Annotated in this window: 17 protein-coding genes; 9 read left to right on the plus strand and 8 right to left on the minus strand. The window is 62.2% G+C overall.

The window, feature by feature from the left end; genetic code table 11:
• Positions 1 to 363: 363 nt before the first annotated feature.
• The 6 genes from rpmH to V7S54_RS03570 all read left to right on the plus strand — a co-directional run bounded on the left by rpmH (position 364) and on the right by V7S54_RS03570 (position 5,202).
• Positions 364 to 498: a 50S ribosomal protein L34 gene (gene rpmH, locus V7S54_RS03545; RefSeq protein ID WP_077962533.1), complete on the plus strand. Its 135-nt coding sequence runs from the start codon at positions 364 to 366 to the stop codon at positions 496 to 498.
• A gap of 20 nt (positions 499 to 518) precedes the next feature.
• The gene (rnpA, locus tag V7S54_RS03550) at positions 519 to 917 is read left to right on the plus strand and encodes a ribonuclease P protein component (RefSeq protein WP_057248057.1); all 399 of its coding nucleotides are present in this window, start codon (positions 519 to 521) and stop codon (positions 915 to 917) included.
• Positions 917 to 2,704: a membrane protein insertase YidC gene (gene yidC, locus V7S54_RS03555; protein ID WP_083203446.1), complete on the plus strand. Its 1,788-nt coding sequence runs from the start codon at positions 917 to 919 to the stop codon at positions 2,702 to 2,704. Before rnpA ends, yidC begins: the two co-directional genes overlap by 1 nt.
• A 155-nt stretch (positions 2,705 to 2,859) precedes the next feature.
• Positions 2,860 to 3,792 (plus strand): DMT family transporter, encoded by a 933-nt coding sequence (locus V7S54_RS03560; RefSeq protein WP_065372266.1) that lies wholly within the window; start codon positions 2,860 to 2,862, stop codon positions 3,790 to 3,792.
• A 56-nt stretch (positions 3,793 to 3,848) separates the two neighbouring features.
• Positions 3,849 to 4,502, plus strand: coding sequence for a ribosome biogenesis GTP-binding protein YihA/YsxC (gene yihA, locus V7S54_RS03565; protein WP_065372449.1), 654 nt, complete (start codon positions 3,849 to 3,851; stop codon positions 4,500 to 4,502).
• Positions 4,503 to 4,662: 160 nt separating this feature from the next.
• Positions 4,663 to 5,202 carry a DUF1269 domain-containing protein gene (locus V7S54_RS03570; RefSeq protein WP_065372265.1) on the plus strand — a complete coding sequence of 180 codons (540 nt, stop codon included), beginning with the start codon at positions 4,663 to 4,665 and terminating at the stop codon, positions 5,200 to 5,202.
• Between the two features lie 39 nt (positions 5,203 to 5,241).
• Here V7S54_RS03570 and msrB read toward each other — a convergent pair whose 3' ends face one another.
• The 4 genes from msrB to V7S54_RS03590 all read right to left on the minus strand — a co-directional run bounded on the left by msrB (position 5,242) and on the right by V7S54_RS03590 (position 7,891).
• Complete coding sequence (msrB, locus tag V7S54_RS03575) at positions 5,242 to 5,742, minus strand: peptide-methionine (R)-S-oxide reductase MsrB (RefSeq protein WP_065372264.1); 501 nt, start codon at positions 5,740 to 5,742, stop codon at positions 5,242 to 5,244.
• 163 nt (positions 5,743 to 5,905) lie between these two features.
• Entirely contained in the window at positions 5,906 to 6,463 is a 558-nt protein-coding gene (locus tag V7S54_RS03580) for a fasciclin domain-containing protein (protein WP_065372263.1), read from the minus strand.
• Between the two features lie 169 nt (positions 6,464 to 6,632).
• On the minus strand, positions 6,633 to 7,355 hold the full coding sequence (locus tag V7S54_RS03585; protein ID WP_065372262.1) for an anti-sigma factor: 723 nt from the start codon (positions 7,353 to 7,355) through the stop codon (positions 6,633 to 6,635).
• A complete protein-coding gene (locus V7S54_RS03590; RefSeq protein WP_065372261.1) occupies positions 7,352 to 7,891 on the minus strand; it encodes a sigma-70 family RNA polymerase sigma factor in 540 nt (179 codons plus the stop codon). Before V7S54_RS03590 ends, V7S54_RS03585 begins: the two co-directional genes overlap by 4 nt.
• Before the next feature lie 157 nt (positions 7,892 to 8,048).
• Here V7S54_RS03590 and argB point away from each other — a divergent pair, with 157 nt between their 5' ends.
• Positions 8,049 to 8,936 carry an acetylglutamate kinase gene (argB, locus tag V7S54_RS03595; protein WP_065372260.1) on the plus strand — a complete coding sequence of 296 codons (888 nt, stop codon included), beginning with the start codon at positions 8,049 to 8,051 and terminating at the stop codon, positions 8,934 to 8,936.
• An 87-nt stretch (positions 8,937 to 9,023) separates the two neighbouring features.
• On the opposite strand, the gene V7S54_RS03600 is transcribed toward argB, so the two are convergent.
• The 4 genes from V7S54_RS03600 to V7S54_RS03615 form a co-directional block, all read right to left on the minus strand.
• A complete protein-coding gene (locus tag V7S54_RS03600) occupies positions 9,024 to 9,791 on the minus strand; it encodes an isocitrate lyase/PEP mutase family protein (RefSeq protein WP_065372259.1) in 768 nt (255 codons plus the stop codon).
• The gene (locus V7S54_RS03605) at positions 9,788 to 10,867 is read right to left on the minus strand and encodes a bifunctional transcriptional activator/DNA repair enzyme AdaA (protein WP_336408048.1); all 1,080 of its coding nucleotides are present in this window, start codon (positions 10,865 to 10,867) and stop codon (positions 9,788 to 9,790) included. Before V7S54_RS03605 ends, V7S54_RS03600 begins: the two co-directional genes overlap by 4 nt.
• Positions 10,868 to 10,942: 75 nt before the next feature.
• A complete protein-coding gene (locus V7S54_RS03610) occupies positions 10,943 to 11,857 on the minus strand; it encodes a DMT family transporter (protein WP_336408049.1) in 915 nt (304 codons plus the stop codon).
• Between the two features lie 57 nt (positions 11,858 to 11,914).
• Positions 11,915 to 12,706 (minus strand): sterol desaturase family protein, encoded by a 792-nt coding sequence (locus tag V7S54_RS03615; RefSeq protein WP_065372257.1) that lies wholly within the window; start codon positions 12,704 to 12,706, stop codon positions 11,915 to 11,917.
• Positions 12,707 to 12,861: 155 nt separating this feature from the next.
• On the opposite strand from V7S54_RS03615, the gene V7S54_RS03620 reads away from it, so the two are divergent.
• Entirely contained in the window at positions 12,862 to 13,575 is a 714-nt protein-coding gene (locus V7S54_RS03620; protein WP_083203445.1) for a pyrimidine 5'-nucleotidase, read from the plus strand.
• A 127-nt stretch (positions 13,576 to 13,702) separates the two neighbouring features.
• Positions 13,703 to 14,224: an EF-hand domain-containing protein gene (locus V7S54_RS03625; protein ID WP_210183779.1), complete on the plus strand. Its 522-nt coding sequence runs from the start codon at positions 13,703 to 13,705 to the stop codon at positions 14,222 to 14,224.
• Positions 14,225 to 14,233: the final 9 nt, after the last annotated feature.

Consider the following 14,233-nt stretch of genomic DNA (forward strand, 5'->3'; position numbering starts at 1 on the left):
CGATTATCGGACTGCCGCCACCCCATTGCACCGAGACGACCCTAAAATAGCCGTGGTTAATAAAGCTCGCCGCCGCCGGCCGGCATTCTGGGGAACGCCGGTTAGAGTTCTGTTTACCAATCTCGGCTAGATGCCCGCCTTTCGCGCGCCTGTGACACGCCTCGATCGAGCGTGCCGCTTATATTTGCGATCCCGCCGCCACTGAATCACCGGCCGCAATTGACTTTCCGGGAAATTTCCCCTTATAAGCCGCGCACGTCCGGTCAAGCCCTCCTGCCCGCAAGGCGGAGCCGTGTCCGGTAACGTAAACGCTCCTTGCTACACGCAAACCCAAGAAGGGCCGCACACCGCGGTATTAAATAAATGAAGCGTACCTACCAACCGTCCAAGCTTGTCCGCAAGCGTCGCCACGGCTTCCGTTCGCGTATGGCTACCAAGGGTGGCCAGAAGGTCCTCGCAGCCCGCCGGGCTCGTGGCCGCAAGCGTCTTTCGGCTTAAGCCGAAACTGCCCGAAACCAGTGTCCGGGCACATGACGTCAGATAAAGACAAAACGACTGTCGGGCGGCTGAAAAGCCGTCCGCAGTTTTTGGCCGTTCGGGCAGGAGAAAGCCGTAGAGGCCCCTTGTTTCTCCTCGAAGTGCTCGACCGCAACGATCCGGAGGGCGAAGCCCGCGTCGGCTTCACCGTTACCAAGAAACACGGCAATGCCGTCGAGCGAAACCGGATGCGCCGACGCCTGAAAGAGGCGGTGCGGCTTTCCGCCGGGTTTGCAATGAAACCCGGACACGACTATGTGATTGTCGCCCGACGCGATCTCCTGAACGCCCCCTTCGACGCCTTGACCCGGGGGCTTGGCGAGCGCATCGAAAACAAGCCGAAACAGAAGCGGCCGCCGGCCGGTTCCAGGAAACCATGATGGAAAAAAACCGCAACTATTTCGTGGCGATTGGCCTGTCCGTGCTGATCCTCATTGCCTGGCAGTTCCTTTACGTCAATCCGAAGATGGAAAAGGAACGCATCGCTGCGGAAGCACTGCAGGCGCAACAGGCGCAGTCGCAGTCGGCGACCCCGACGCAGCAGCCTTCGGGCCAAGCTCTGCCGGGCAGCGGTGCAATTCCGGGCGCCGGTGAGAACCGCGACCATGCAATTGCCAAATCGGCCCGCGTTGCGATCGACACGCCAGCCCTTTCCGGCTCCATCAACCTGGCAGGCGCACGCTTCGACGACCTCAAGCTCAAGGAATACCGCGAGACGGTCGATCCGAAGAGCCCCGTCATCACGCTCTTCAGCCCGGCAGAGACCACCGACGGCTACTTCGCCGAACTTGGCTATGTCGGCAGCGATGCAACCGGCAGCGTGCCGGGCCCGCAGACCGTGTGGACGCTTGCAGGCGGCGACAAGCTGACCGCAGCGACCCCGGTAACACTGACCTTCACCAACGAAAAGGGCGTCACCTTTACCCGCACGATCTCGGTTGACGACCACTACATGTTCCAGGTGGTCGACAGCATCAAGAACGACACGGCCGAGCCGCTGGCGCTTTCGTCCTATGGCCGCGTGACCCGCTTCAACAAGCCGACGACGCCGAGCGTCTACGTGCTGCATGAAGGCTTCATCGGCGTCCTCGGCGATCACGGCCTGCAGGAAGTCGGCTATTCGAAGATCGAGGACGACAAGGCCATCGAACCGGGCAAGGCGACCGGCGGCTGGCTCGGCATCACCGACAAGTACTGGGCCTCCGCAATCGTTCCGCCGCAGGCGACGCCCTATGACACCCGTTTCTCGCACTTCACCGACGGCCGCGGCCGCTACCAAAGCGACTACAAGAGCGATGCGATCACCATCGCTGCCGGCCAGTCCTCGGAAGTCAAGAACCTCGTGTTTGCCGGCGCCAAGGAAGTTCCCGTCGTCGACAATTACGAAGTGGCCTACTCGATCCCCAACTTCGACAAGCTGATCGACTGGGGCTGGTTCTACTTCATCACCAAGCCGATGTTCAAAATGATGGATTTCTTCTTCCGTCTGTTCGGCAACTTCGGCATCGCGATCCTGATCACCACGATCGTGGTCAAGGGCCTGTTCTTCCCGCTCGCCAACAAGCAATACGCATCGATGGCGAACATGAAGAAGGTTCAGCCGAAGATGGAAGAACTGAAGAAGAAGTTCGGCGACGACCGCATGGGCCTGCAGCAGGCGATGATGCAGCTCTACAAGGACGAGAAGATCAATCCGCTGGCGGGCTGCTGGCCGATCCTGATCCAGATCCCGGTGTTCTTCGCGCTCTACAAGGTGATCTACATCACCATCGAGATGCGCCATGCGCCGTTCTTCGGCTGGATCCACGACCTCTCGGCGCCCGATCCGACGACGATCGTCAACCTCTTCGGCTTGCTGCCGTTCGACGGCCCGGCCTTCCTGCACCTCGGCGTCTGGCCGATCATCATGGGTATCACCATGTTCGTGCAGATGCGCATGAACCCGACGCCGCCGGATCCGACCCAGGCAATGCTGTTCACCTGGATGCCCGTGGTCTTCACCTTCATGCTGGCATCCTTCCCGGCCGGCCTCGTGATCTACTGGGCCTGGAACAACACGCTTTCGGTGGCCCAGCAGTCGATCATCATGAAGCGCCAGGGCGTGAAGATCGAGCTCTTCGACAACCTGAAGGGCCTGTTTTCGAAGAAACCCAAACCGGCGGAATGACGCCTCCGGCACGACAATCCCAGAGCCCCGGACCACGGTCCGGGGCTTTTTCGTTTCTGCGCCATCGCGCGACACGCAATGGCGTTGACGCGGGCGCGCGGCGCGGGCATCAGGCGATATCGAAATCTCTGCGCCTCGCTCCAGGACAATTTGCCATGACCGACCCGTCGGCCACCTCCGCTCCGCTCGCCGCCAACGAGAAGCTTGGCGCCCTGCTCGTCTTCGGCTCGGCCTTCTTCTGGAGTTTCGGAGGAGCCATCGCCCGCTTCCTGGAGATCCCCGACAGCTGGACGATCGTCTTCTGGCGCTGCCTGTTTGCCGGCCTCTTCCTGCTCGCCTTCATGCTGGTGCGCGACGGACCGCGTGGCACGCTGGCACTCTTCAAGGGCATGGGCTGGCCGGGCATCGCCGTCGGGCTCTGCTTCACCATCGCCTCGACCTCCTTCATCATCGCCATTTCCTATACAACGATCGCCAATGTCGTGCTGCTCGGCGCCGGCGTGCCGCTGTTTGCGGCGCTGATGAGCTGGATCCTGTTTCGCGAGCGGGTATCGCGCTTCACCTGGGGCGCGATCACGGCCGTCATCGTCGGGGTCGCGATCATGGTGTCGGAGAGCCTGACGGGCAGCGTGTCGCCGGTTGGCGATGCGCTGGCGCTGCTGATCCCTGTGGTCTTCGCGCTGGCAACCGTCATCACGCGCCGCTATCCGCATGTGCGGATGACGCCCGCCACCTGCTTCGGCTGCTTCGCGGCCAGCGCCATCGCGGGGGGCCAGTCTTCCGGGCTTGCGGTGACATCGGGCGAATTGGCACTTCTCTTCGTCTTCGGCGCCTTCAACCTCGGGCTTGGCATGGCGCTCTTCGTCACCGGTGCCCGGCTGGTACCTTCGGCGCTGGCCGCCCTGCTCGGCACCGCCGAAACCGTGCTCGGTCCGCTCTGGGTCGCGATCATTCATGGCGAAGTGCCGAGCGGCCGGACGATCATCGGCGGCACCTTCATCTTTCTGGCGCTGCTTGCCTATCTCTTCAACGAGTTCCGGCGGGCGCAAACCATCCCCACACGGCCGGTCCGCACGCCGACGCCTTGACATCCACGGCCAAAACCGGGAAGCCATGGACTTTCTCGATGAAGGACCGACCGCCGATGGCCGAAAGCAAAACCAAAGACGACAAGCCGTTGTTCGGCCGGCCGTGGATTTTCATTCGCGGCGTGCCCGCCATGAAGTTCCTGCCGCCGGAGGGACCGGTGGAAATCGCCTTTGCCGGCCGCTCGAATGTCGGCAAGTCGTCGCTGATCAATGCGCTGGTCGGCCATAAGGGACTGGCAAGAACCTCGAACACGCCGGGCCGCACGCAGGAACTCAACTACTTCGTACCCGATGGCTATTCCGGCGAGGCCGACGACCTGCCGCCGATGGCGCTCGTCGACATGCCGGGCTACGGCTATGCCCAGGCGCCGAAGGAACAGGTCGACGCCTGGACGAAACTCGTCTTCGATTATCTCCGCGGCCGCTCGACGCTGAAGCGCGTCTATGTGCTGATCGACTCCCGCCACGGCATCAAGAAGAATGACGAGGAGGTGCTCGCCCTGCTCGACAAGGCGGCTGTTTCCTACCAGGTCGTGCTCACCAAGACCGACAAGATTAAGGCCGCCGGCGTGCCGCGGCTGATCGCCGAGACGCTCGAGAAGATCAAGAAGCATCCCGCAGCCTTCCCGGAGGTTCTCTCGACCTCCTCGGAAGAGGGCCAGGGGATCGACGAACTGCGTGCCGCGATCGGCACGGCGATCGCCCGCTAAGGGGATCCTGGAAAGCGTTCGAAGCGCGTCTTGAACCGCGCGCTCCGCACGGGGTCGATCGACCCAAAGTCTTTGATCTCTGTCACTACCCCGACATGCAATCCGCTCTATCTCTGCGTTGCGTCCACATCGGTGGCGCGGCCAGAGATAGGAGAAAGTCATGTCCGATTTGATCGTTGTCGGGTTCGATTCCCCTGAGGAAGCCGATAGGGTTCTGGTCCGGCTCGCCGGGCTGAAGAAGGAATACCTGATCGACCTCGAGGACGCGGTCGTGGTCGTGCGCGACGCGGAAGGCAAGGTTCATCTCAAGCAGAGCCTGAACCTGACGGCCGTCGGTGCCACGTCCGGGTTGCTTTCCGGTTCGATCTGGGGCGGGCTCGTCGGCCTTCTTTTCCTCAACCCGCTGGCGGGCTTTGCGATCGGCGGCGCGCTCGGCGCCGGTGCCGGCGCCCTTTCCGGGTCGCTGACCGACTACGGCATCGACGACGAGTTCATCAAATCGCTCGGCAACACCATTCCGAACAATTCCTCGGCGCTGTTCATCCTCGTGCGCAAGGTTCAGCCTGAGAAAGTGCTCGCCGAATTCCCGGACCTGCGCGGCCGTGTCCTGAAGACGTCGCTTTCACCGGAACAGGAGCAGAAGCTGCAGGCAGCACTCTCCGGCGCGGCGGCTGCCTCGCCGCCAGCCGGGTCGTTCTGAACATTCGGCGGTCCGATGCTAGCGCTCCCGCCGGAGCGCCTAGCTGGATTTGGCCGCCGGCACGAAGGCAAGCGCAAGGCCATTGATGCAATGGCGCTTGCCGGTCGGCGGTGGACCGTCATCGAAAATATGGCCGAGGTGCCCGCCGCAGCGTCGGCAATGGCACTCCGTGCGGGTCATGGACAGGGAAGTGTCCTCACGTGTTGCCACGGCGCCGGGCAATGACTGCCAGAAGCTCGGCCAGCCGGTGCCGCTGTCATACTTCGCCTCGGACGAATAGAGCGGAAGCGCACAGCCGGCGCATTGGAAGATACCCTTGCGCTTCTCGTTGTTGAGCGCGCTGGTGAAGGGGCGCTCCGTATCCTCATGCCGCAGGATTCGGTATTGGTCGTCGGTCAGAACCGCCCGCCACTCCTCATCACTCCTAACGATCTCGAAGGATTCGCCACCGGCCGCCCGCGCTAGAGGCGTCAGACCGCGGAACGCGATTGCTGCGGCGAATGCAGAGCCCGCCATCAGGAAGACGCGCCGGTTGATCATGAAAGCCTCCCCTGCCGGTCCTTGCGCGAGCATAGCGACCGGCCACAACGACGGCAAAACAATGCGGATCAAAGCACCGTGAGGCGCGGCTCGAAAAGGCCAGCGGCCATCTGGCCGCTGGCAAAGCGCCGGGGCGACGAACCGCCGCCTCGGCGCAAGCTCGTCAGCCCTTCGGCAGCAGCACCTTGTCGATCACGTGAATGACGCCGTTCGACTGCTGGACGTCGGCGATCGTTACCGTCGCCGTGCCGCCGGTCTCGTCGGTCAGCATCAGCTTGCCGCCATCCTCCTTGGCCTTGAGAACGCAACCGCCGACGGTCTTCACGTCATGTTCGCCACCGTCGTCCTTGATCATGCCTGATATCGCCGAAGACATCGCGTCGGCGGCAACAACGTGGCAAGTCAGAATCTTGGTGAGCTTCTCCTTGTTTTCCGGTTTCAGAAGTGTCTCGACCGTGCCCGCGGGCAGCGCGTCGAAGGCGGCGTTCGTCGGAGCAAACACCGTGAACGGGCCCTTGCCCTCCAAGGTTTCTACCAGACCGGCTGCTTTGACAGCGGCGACCAGGGTGGTGTGGTCCTTCGAATTGACGGCGTTTTCGACGATGTTTTTCTCCGCATACATCGGCGCCCCACCGACCATGGGATTTTCTGCATGGGCGGCAAGTGCGCTTGCCGCAAGAAGGGACGCTGTCGCCAGAGTGCGGATAGCAGACGTGAACATCTTTCTCTTCCTTCCTGTTGAGGGAGGCGACGCGTGAGTCGCCCCGCCGAAGCTGCCGTTCCCACCGTGGGAACAAAACAAGCAACGGAAGGGCGAGAGAAAGAGTTTCAGGAATTTTCCTGAAACGTATCTATCTGATAGAAAATGGGAATTTCTGTTCGGTGGCGGATTAGAGGTTTCGTGCCTTGCCGAGTGCGATGATCGGCCCGGTCGCCGACCCGGTCGGCGATCCGCCCAGCGGTTCGACGCTGACGGCAAGAACCGAGCCTGCCGAAATTCTCGACTGGAAGGCCGATGGAACGGCGATCTCGCCTTCGCCGGACTGCGGCAGCACGCCGAGCGAGATCGCCGGATTGCTGCCATTGATGAGCCAAAGCTCGAGCGATTTCTGCTCCGCCTGCCTTGCTGCAACCGGCGTTACCTTCAGCCGCCCCGATGCCCGATCGAAGTGGGCGACGAGATCGATGGCAGTGCCTTTGCCGGCGAGCTCCGCGACGAGCGAGGTGCCGGCCGAAGGCGCTTCGAACAGGCCGGCGAGCGAAGCGCCCATGACCATGACAGCGGCCAGCGAAGCCAGTGCCAGGCCACGCCAAAGCGCCAGCGAATGCCAGAGCCCGCGGCGCGGCGCGACCGGCTCGGGCCGGGCCGTTTCGAAGAGCCGCCGCTCGATTGCGGAAAAGCTCCTGGGTGGAGGCACCACCGCGTCATAGGCCTCGTCGAAAGAGGAGAGATTGCTCTGCCAGCGGTCGACCATTGCGGCGAAGTTGCGATCGGAAGCAAGACGGGCCTCGACCTTGCGTCGGTCGTCAGCAGACAACACGCCAAGCACATATTCGCCGGCGATCACCTCATCGCGGCGGAAGTCTCGGCCCTCTGGGGTTGGTGTCGTCATCGCTCCATACACTCTCGCAACTTCATGAGGCTACGCCTCAACCAAGTCCGCATCGTGTTCAGCGGCACAGCGAAGGTATCCGCCAGTTCCTGGTAACTCAGACCTTCGACATAGGCACGCCGAACCGCCTCCGCGCGGTCCTTTTCAAGCTCCTCCATGCAGGCATCGATCCGCCTGCCCTCTCCTCTGACAACCGCCGATTTTTCCGGATCGGCAGCAGGATCAGCCAAATCGTAGGCTTCGTCAATCGCGTTGGCGGCCGGTTTTCGCGCCCTGACGACGTCGATCGCCTGATTGCGTGCAATGGCCGCCAGCCAGGACGTCGCCGCCGCCTGTCCTTGGGAAAATCGGTCAGCCCGCTGCCAGATCTTGACGTAGATTTCCTGCAGCGCTTCTTCCGCTTCACCCCGATTTCCGAGGATACGAAGGCAGATGCCGAAGAGTTTCGGGCTCGTTTGCCGGTAGAGTTCGGCGAAGGCGTCGCGATCGCCAAGCGAGACGCGACCAAGCAACTCGGCTACATCCTCCTCGATCATTCAGCGTGCGCCCCAAAATCTCGTCCGTAAACAGAGATAGGGCGCGGATCACAATGCACCAGCCATCTCCGTCATTCCGGCTTTATATTGCTCGCCGATCATTCCATCGGTCCGGAACTTGCGCTAAACAGCAGCCGGTATTTTTCGAGGGTCCGTCATGTCCGCCAATGAAAGTGAAATCCAGGCACGCCTGCTCACCCAGGCCCTGCCCTATATGCAGCGCTACGAAAACAAGACGATCGTCGTCAAATATGGCGGCCATGCCATGGGCAACAGCGAGCTCGGCCGCGCCTTTGCCAGCGACATCGCGCTTCTGAAGCAGTCAGGCGTCAACCCGATCGTCGTGCACGGCGGCGGCCCGCAGATCGGCGCGATGCTGACGAAGATGGGCATCGAATCGAAGTTCGAGGGCGGCCTGCGCGTCACCGACGAGAAGACGGTCGAGATCGTCGAGATGGTGCTTGCCGGCTCGATCAACAAGGAGATCGTCGCGCTCATCAACCAGACGGGCGAATGGGCGATCGGCCTTTGCGGCAAGGACGGCAACATGGTCTTCGCCGAAAAGGCGCGCAAGACCATCAAGGATCCGGATAGCAACATCGAACGCGTCCTCGATCTCGGCTTCGTCGGCGAAGTGGTCGAAGTCGACCGCACGCTGATCGACCTGCTCGCCCGCTCGGAGATGATCCCGGTCATCGCACCGGTGGCGCCTGGCCGCGACGGCCACACCTACAACATCAACGCCGACACCTTCGCCGGCGCCATCGCCGGTGCGCTGAACGCCACGCGCCTCCTGTTCCTGACGGATGTTCCCGGGGTTCTCGATAAACAGGGCAACCTGATCAAGGAGCTCTCGGTTTCCCAGGCCCGCGCGCTGATCGCCGACGGCACGATCTCCGGCGGCATGATCCCCAAGGTCGAGACCTGCATCGACGCGATCAAGGCGGGCGTCCAGGGCGTCGTCATCCTCAACGGCAAGACAGCCCACTCGGTGCTGCTCGAAATCTTCACCGAGCGCGGCGCCGGCACGCTGATCGTGCCCTGATCAGCCGCAACGACCTGTGTCGTAGCAACAAAGAAGCGGGAGACGGCATCGGCCTTCTCCCGCTTTTCTTTTGAGGGCGATGCCCGATCAGCCCTTGTAGATCTCGGTCGCTGCGGCTTTCAGCTTTTCCATCATCGCGCGGTATGGGAACGGGCCATAGCTGACGCGCGCGACGCCGGCGCGGGCGAGTGACTTCAGATCCGGTGCGGCCGGCCGCATCATGATGTTGACCGGCAGGCTGGAGGCAGCACAGACCTTGGCAATCAGCCCTTCGTCGACCAGCCACGGCACGAAGAAGCCGCTGGCGCCGGCTTCGGCATAGGCCTTGCCGCGCGCGATCGCCTCGTCGACGAGGCCGGCGTGCCGCGTCTCGTCGCTCTCCTGCAGGAAGAGATCCGTGCGGGCGTTGATGAACAGCGGGATGCCCCGCCTATCGGCCATTTCGCGGATCGCACGGATGCGCGCCGCCTGCTTTTCGACCGCATGCACGCCGCCCTTGCCGACCACCTGGTCCTCGAAGTTGATGCCGATGGCACCGACATCGAGAATGCGGGCGACATTGGCAGCGCCGGTCGCCGGATCGTCGGAATAGGCGCCTTCGAAGTCAACGGTGACGGGCAGCTCCGTCGAGGCAACGATCAGCCGCGAGACATCGGCGAGCCACGCCATCGGCACCTTCTCGCCATCGCCAAACCCATGGGCGGCCGCCACCGACCAGCTTCCGGTGGCAAGCGCCTTGGCACCGGCTTCGGCCACGGCCTTGGCGCTGCCGGCGTCCCAGATGTTATAGAGCACCACCGGGTCGCCCTTCCGATGCAGGGCAGCAAAGGCGAGTGCCTTTTCCTTCTGGCTCATTGCATTTCCTCCACGAACAATCCCTTGGATTTCAGTTTTCCTTCGTGCCGTAGCAGCCACTGCTTCCGCCAGATCCCGCCGCCATAGCCCGTCAAAGCCCCATCCGAGCCGATGCAACGGTGGCAGGGGATGACAATGGCGATCCGGTTGGAACCGTTGGCCTTGGCCACGGCACGCGCGGCCTGGATCGTATCGACCTCGCGGGCAATGTCACCATAGGATCGCGTCTCGCCGACGGGAATTTTTGCAAGCTGCGCCCAAACGTTGCGTTCGAAGGCCGTACCGCCCGGTGCGAGCGGCGTTTCGAAAGCGCCCGTTTTGCCCGCGAAATAGGCGTTGAGCTCGCTTTCGATCTGGTCGATCGGCGCCGTCCTGCCGGGAACGATGGCCGAGCGTGTGCCTTTTTTCAGTTTCTCCAGTTCGGTCGGCAGCGCCTTGCGGTCATGGAACTCGAGCAGATGCAGATGCGTGGCATCGGCAACGGCGACCATCGGCCCGAGCGGCGTTTCGATCCAGTCGGAGAAAAGCAGGGCCCTCCCCTGCGCCGCCGCCGGTGCGTCGCCAAGCAAATTCTGGAATGCGGCACGAAAGCCGCTTGGCGATTCGTATCCGGCTTCGAGCTGGGCATCGATCACCCGACCGCCGGCGGCAAGCTGGCGGGCAGCCAGCCCCAGACGACGATGACGCGCCAGATCGAGAAAGGTGATGCCGAGGCTGCGCTTGAAAGCGCGCCGCACCGTCGAGGGATCGAGGCCGCGACGAACGATATCGTCCTCGCTCCAGCGCCGTTCCGGTGCCGCTTCCAGCGCCTGCAGCAGGTCCTCGACGAGCGGGTCCTTGGCGCCGAACGTCGCGAGCGGCCGGCAGCGCTGGCATGGACGGAAACCCGTCTCCAGGCAGGTCCCGATAGAGCCCACGAAGATCGTGTTCTCGCGCTTCGGTTTGCGGGCGGGGCAGGACAGGCGGCAGAAGACGCCTGTCGTCTTGACGCAAACGAAGGCAGCACCTTCGTATTCGCTGCTTCGCGCGATCAGCGCGTCGTAGAGCGTTTCATCGGAGGGAAGATCGAACAACATGCAGGCGTTCTACCACGCCCGCATGCGCGAAGGCGCCGGTTTTCGGGCGCCTATTTTTCAGATCAGCACGCGTTTTCAGATCAGGACGAGCATCACCACGCCGAGCACGATCAGCAGGCAGCCGAAAAGTTCGAGGCGGTTGATCCATTCGCGGAAGATGAAGAAGGACGAGGCGAAGGTGAAGAGCATTTCCACCTGCGCTACGACCTTGACGACGGCGGCCTGCTGCAGCGTCATCGCCATGAACCAGCCGAAGGAGGCGGATGCGCCGACGAAGCCGACGACGAAGGCGGGCTTCCAGGCGGCGGCGATGCGTGGCAGCTCGTCACGCTCGCGAAGCACGATCCAGATCAGCATGACCACGGTCTGCAGCAGGATGACGAATCCGAGCGTATAGCTCGCCTGCATGATGTAGTCGGGCGCCGGAAGGCTCGGCGCGAGCGCCAGTGAGGCCGAACGATAGGAAACGGCTGAAAGACCGAAGAACGTGCCTGACAGCAAACCTATGCCGGCCGTGCGACTGAACACCGAGGTCACGAGCGCGCGTGGGCTGAGTGTCGTGCGCGCCACCGAGATCAGCATCACGCCGACGACCGAGATGGCGATTGCCACGAGGGTTCCCTGGCTCGCCTTTTCACCGAGGAAGATAAGGCCAAACACCGCCGCCTGCGCCGGCTCCGTGCGGGAATAGGCGGTGCCGACAGCAAAGTTGCGGAACGAGAAGAGGTGGACGAGCAGGAAGGTCGCAGCGATCTGCGCCAGCCCGCCGATGATAGCCCAGAGGAAGAAGGTGCCGTTCGGCACTGGAAGCGGACGACCGGCCACCTGCCAGAGCAGAAACAGATAGAGAAAGGCGAAAGGCAGGCCGAAGCCGAAGCGCACGAAGGTCGCGCCCGTCGTGCCCATGACGCCTTTCAGGTGTTTCTGCATGGCCGAGCGGACATTCTGAAGGAATGCCGCGGCAACGGTGATAAGGACCCAGGTTTCCATGGCTGCGAGCTAGCACGCGGGTCCCGGCATTGCCAAGGCCCCGCACTCTCCAGCGTTTCAGTCCGCCTTTTCCTGAGCCTCGGCGAGCACAACGGACGGACTGATCGCGATCCGCGGCGCCTCGTCCTCAAACGTCTTCACGCGCTGATCGTAGTTGGGTGCGAGCGTACCGAGCACACGATCCCAGAACGAGAAATAGTTGGCGTAGTTGTATTTGAAGCCTGAATGGTGCTGGTCATGGAACGTCGTGCACAACAGGGGAGACGGATAACGGGCCGTCGACGTGGCGAAATACTCGAAGCCACAATGCCCGATCATGCCATTGAAATGCTCGAACAGCCTATGCCCGATGAGGATCGCCGCAGGAAACGGCACGACGAAAACGACGACGGCGGAAAAGCTCTGAAGCAGGAAGTTGTCGAAGACATCTTCCGAATAGGTGCTCCAGATCGTCGGCGCGACGCTTTTATGATGCAGGGCATGCAGCGGATAGAGCCACTTGGTGTGCAGCAGCCGGTGCATGAAATAGAACCAGGCATCGTAGAGGATCATGCTGAGCACGAAGAGCGGCACAGCCCACCACCAGCTGAAATCCCAGGGTGCCGGCGCCCAGCCTTTCTGCTGCGCATAGAGGCCGATCGTCAGCGGCAGGCAGGCGCTGAACATCGATGCCAGGCTCTGGCGGATCTCCGCCTTGCGCCGCTTGTCGGAGCCGCGGCCCTTCTGGATCTTTCGCTCGGGATTGCGCTCGTTGAGCCAGGTGATGCCGTAACCGAGCGCGAAATAGGTCACCACGGTGAACGAGTAGAATCCGAATAGAAACAGCAGATAGAACAGTTCGTCCGACATTGGCACTGCATTCCCCCGAGCCAAAACCGCGTGCCGGAAGATGCCACGCCGGTTTGACAATTCAAAGTGGAATTCTATGCGCCAGCATTGCGGCCCGAGCGGCGATTTGCATTTTTCTCATTTGCCGCCACCTTTCCCCATGTCATAAGGCGGTCATGAAAAAACTCAACCGCCTGCCGAACCATTCCGACTTCGCCCATGTCACCGACTGGGTCTTCGACCTCGACAACACGCTCTATCCGCACCACGTCAACCTGTTTGCGCAGATCGACCGCAACATGACGGCCTATGTGGCGAAGCTTTTGTCGCTGGACCCGGCCGATGCGAAAAAGCTGCAGAAAGACTACTACCGCGACCACGGCACGACGCTCAAAGGTCTGATGATCCACCACGGCATCGACCCGAACGAGTTCCTCGAGCAGGCGCATGCGATCGACTACTCGATCGTGCCGCCGGATCCGGCACTCGGCGAAGCCATCAAGTCGCTTCCGGGCCGCAAGTTCATCTTCACCAACGGCAGTGTCGCGCATGCGCAGATGACGGCGCGCGCGCTCGGGGTCCTCGACCATTTCGACGACATCTTCGACATCGTCGCGGCCGATTTCGTGCCGAAGCCGGCTGGTGAGACCTATGACAAGTTCATGAGCCTGCACCGGGTCGACACCCGGAACGCCGTGATGTTCGAGGACCTGCCGCGAAATCTCCTGGTGCCGAAGGCGCTCGGCATGAAGACGGTGCTGCTGGTGCCGCACAACCTGGAATACACGTTTGCGGAGTCCTGGGAGAAGTCGAACGATACCGACGAGCAGATCGACTACGTGACGGAGGACCTCACCGGCTTCCTGCGCCACGTCCTCTCCGATCTCTGACCGACACAATTTGGCCGGCAAAAAACCTCTTTCCGGCCAATGACTTAAATTACCAAAGTTTAACTGGAACGGCGCGCTTCACCGGCTATCCTTTCGATCAGGGAAAACCCGATCGAAAGGAAGCATGATGCCGAACAAGATCCTGATCCTTACCGTGACCGCGCTCTCAGTCGCCGTCACCGGCATGGCCGGCCCCTCTTTTGCCGCGCGCGAAAAGATGACGCCCGAGCAACGGGGCGAGCGCATGATCCAGCGGCTCGACACCGACAAGGACCAGAAGGTTTCGCTCACCGAGTTCCAGGCGCGGATCTCCAACAACTTCAAAACCTTCGACGCCAATGGCGATGGCCAGATCAGTGCCGATGAGATGAAGGCAAAACGCGAAGCCTTCCGCGAGGCACGCAAGGCCTGGAAAGAGGCCAAGGACGAGACCGGCACCGAGCGCGAAGCGGCCCTTGCCAAGGTCAAGGAAGCCCGTCCCGCGATGCTGCCGGGTCTCAGGCCGAAGGCCTTCAAGCGCATCGACACCGATGGCAATGGCTCCCTAAGCGCGAGCGAAGTTTCGAGCGCCGCCGAGACCATGTTCAAGCGGCGAGACAAGAACGGTGACGGCGTCATCGACGCAGCCGACTTCACCAAGAAGATCTGACGGGAGCAT

The sequence above is a fragment of the Ensifer sp. CCNWLY38 genome (assembly GCF_037120565.1).
Classification (GTDB): domain Bacteria; phylum Pseudomonadota; class Alphaproteobacteria; order Rhizobiales; family Rhizobiaceae; genus Ensifer; species Ensifer adhaerens_H.

Coding starts and splice junctions, on each gene's coding strand:
- rpmH (WP_077962533.1), top strand. CDS start 364: ATGAAGCGTACCTACCAACCGTCCAAGCTTGTCCGCAAGCGTCGCCAC.
- yidC (WP_083203446.1), top strand. CDS start 917: ATGGAAAAAAACCGCAACTATTTCGTGGCGATTGGCCTGTCCGTGCTG.
- V7S54_RS03560 (WP_065372266.1), top strand. CDS start 2,860: ATGACCGACCCGTCGGCCACCTCCGCTCCGCTCGCCGCCAACGAGAAG.
- yihA (WP_065372449.1), top strand. CDS start 3,849: ATGGCCGAAAGCAAAACCAAAGACGACAAGCCGTTGTTCGGCCGGCCG.
- V7S54_RS03570 (WP_065372265.1), top strand. CDS start 4,663: ATGTCCGATTTGATCGTTGTCGGGTTCGATTCCCCTGAGGAAGCCGAT.
- msrB (WP_065372264.1), bottom strand. CDS start 5,742: ATGATCAACCGGCGCGTCTTCCTGATGGCGGGCTCTGCATTCGCCGCA.
- V7S54_RS03580 (WP_065372263.1), bottom strand. CDS start 6,463: ATGTTCACGTCTGCTATCCGCACTCTGGCGACAGCGTCCCTTCTTGCG.
- V7S54_RS03585 (WP_065372262.1), bottom strand. CDS start 7,355: ATGACGACACCAACCCCAGAGGGCCGAGACTTCCGCCGCGATGAGGTG.
- V7S54_RS03590 (WP_065372261.1), bottom strand. CDS start 7,891: ATGATCGAGGAGGATGTAGCCGAGTTGCTTGGTCGCGTCTCGCTTGGC.
- argB (WP_065372260.1), top strand. CDS start 8,049: ATGTCCGCCAATGAAAGTGAAATCCAGGCACGCCTGCTCACCCAGGCC.
- V7S54_RS03600 (WP_065372259.1), bottom strand. CDS start 9,791: ATGAGCCAGAAGGAAAAGGCACTCGCCTTTGCTGCCCTGCATCGGAAG.
- V7S54_RS03605 (WP_336408048.1), bottom strand. CDS start 10,867: ATGTTGTTCGATCTTCCCTCCGATGAAACGCTCTACGACGCGCTGATC.
- V7S54_RS03610 (WP_336408049.1), bottom strand. CDS start 11,857: ATGGAAACCTGGGTCCTTATCACCGTTGCCGCGGCATTCCTTCAGAAT.
- V7S54_RS03615 (WP_065372257.1), bottom strand. CDS start 12,706: ATGTCGGACGAACTGTTCTATCTGCTGTTTCTATTCGGATTCTACTCG.
- V7S54_RS03620 (WP_083203445.1), top strand. CDS start 12,862: ATGAAAAAACTCAACCGCCTGCCGAACCATTCCGACTTCGCCCATGTC.
- V7S54_RS03625 (WP_210183779.1), top strand. CDS start 13,703: ATGCCGAACAAGATCCTGATCCTTACCGTGACCGCGCTCTCAGTCGCC.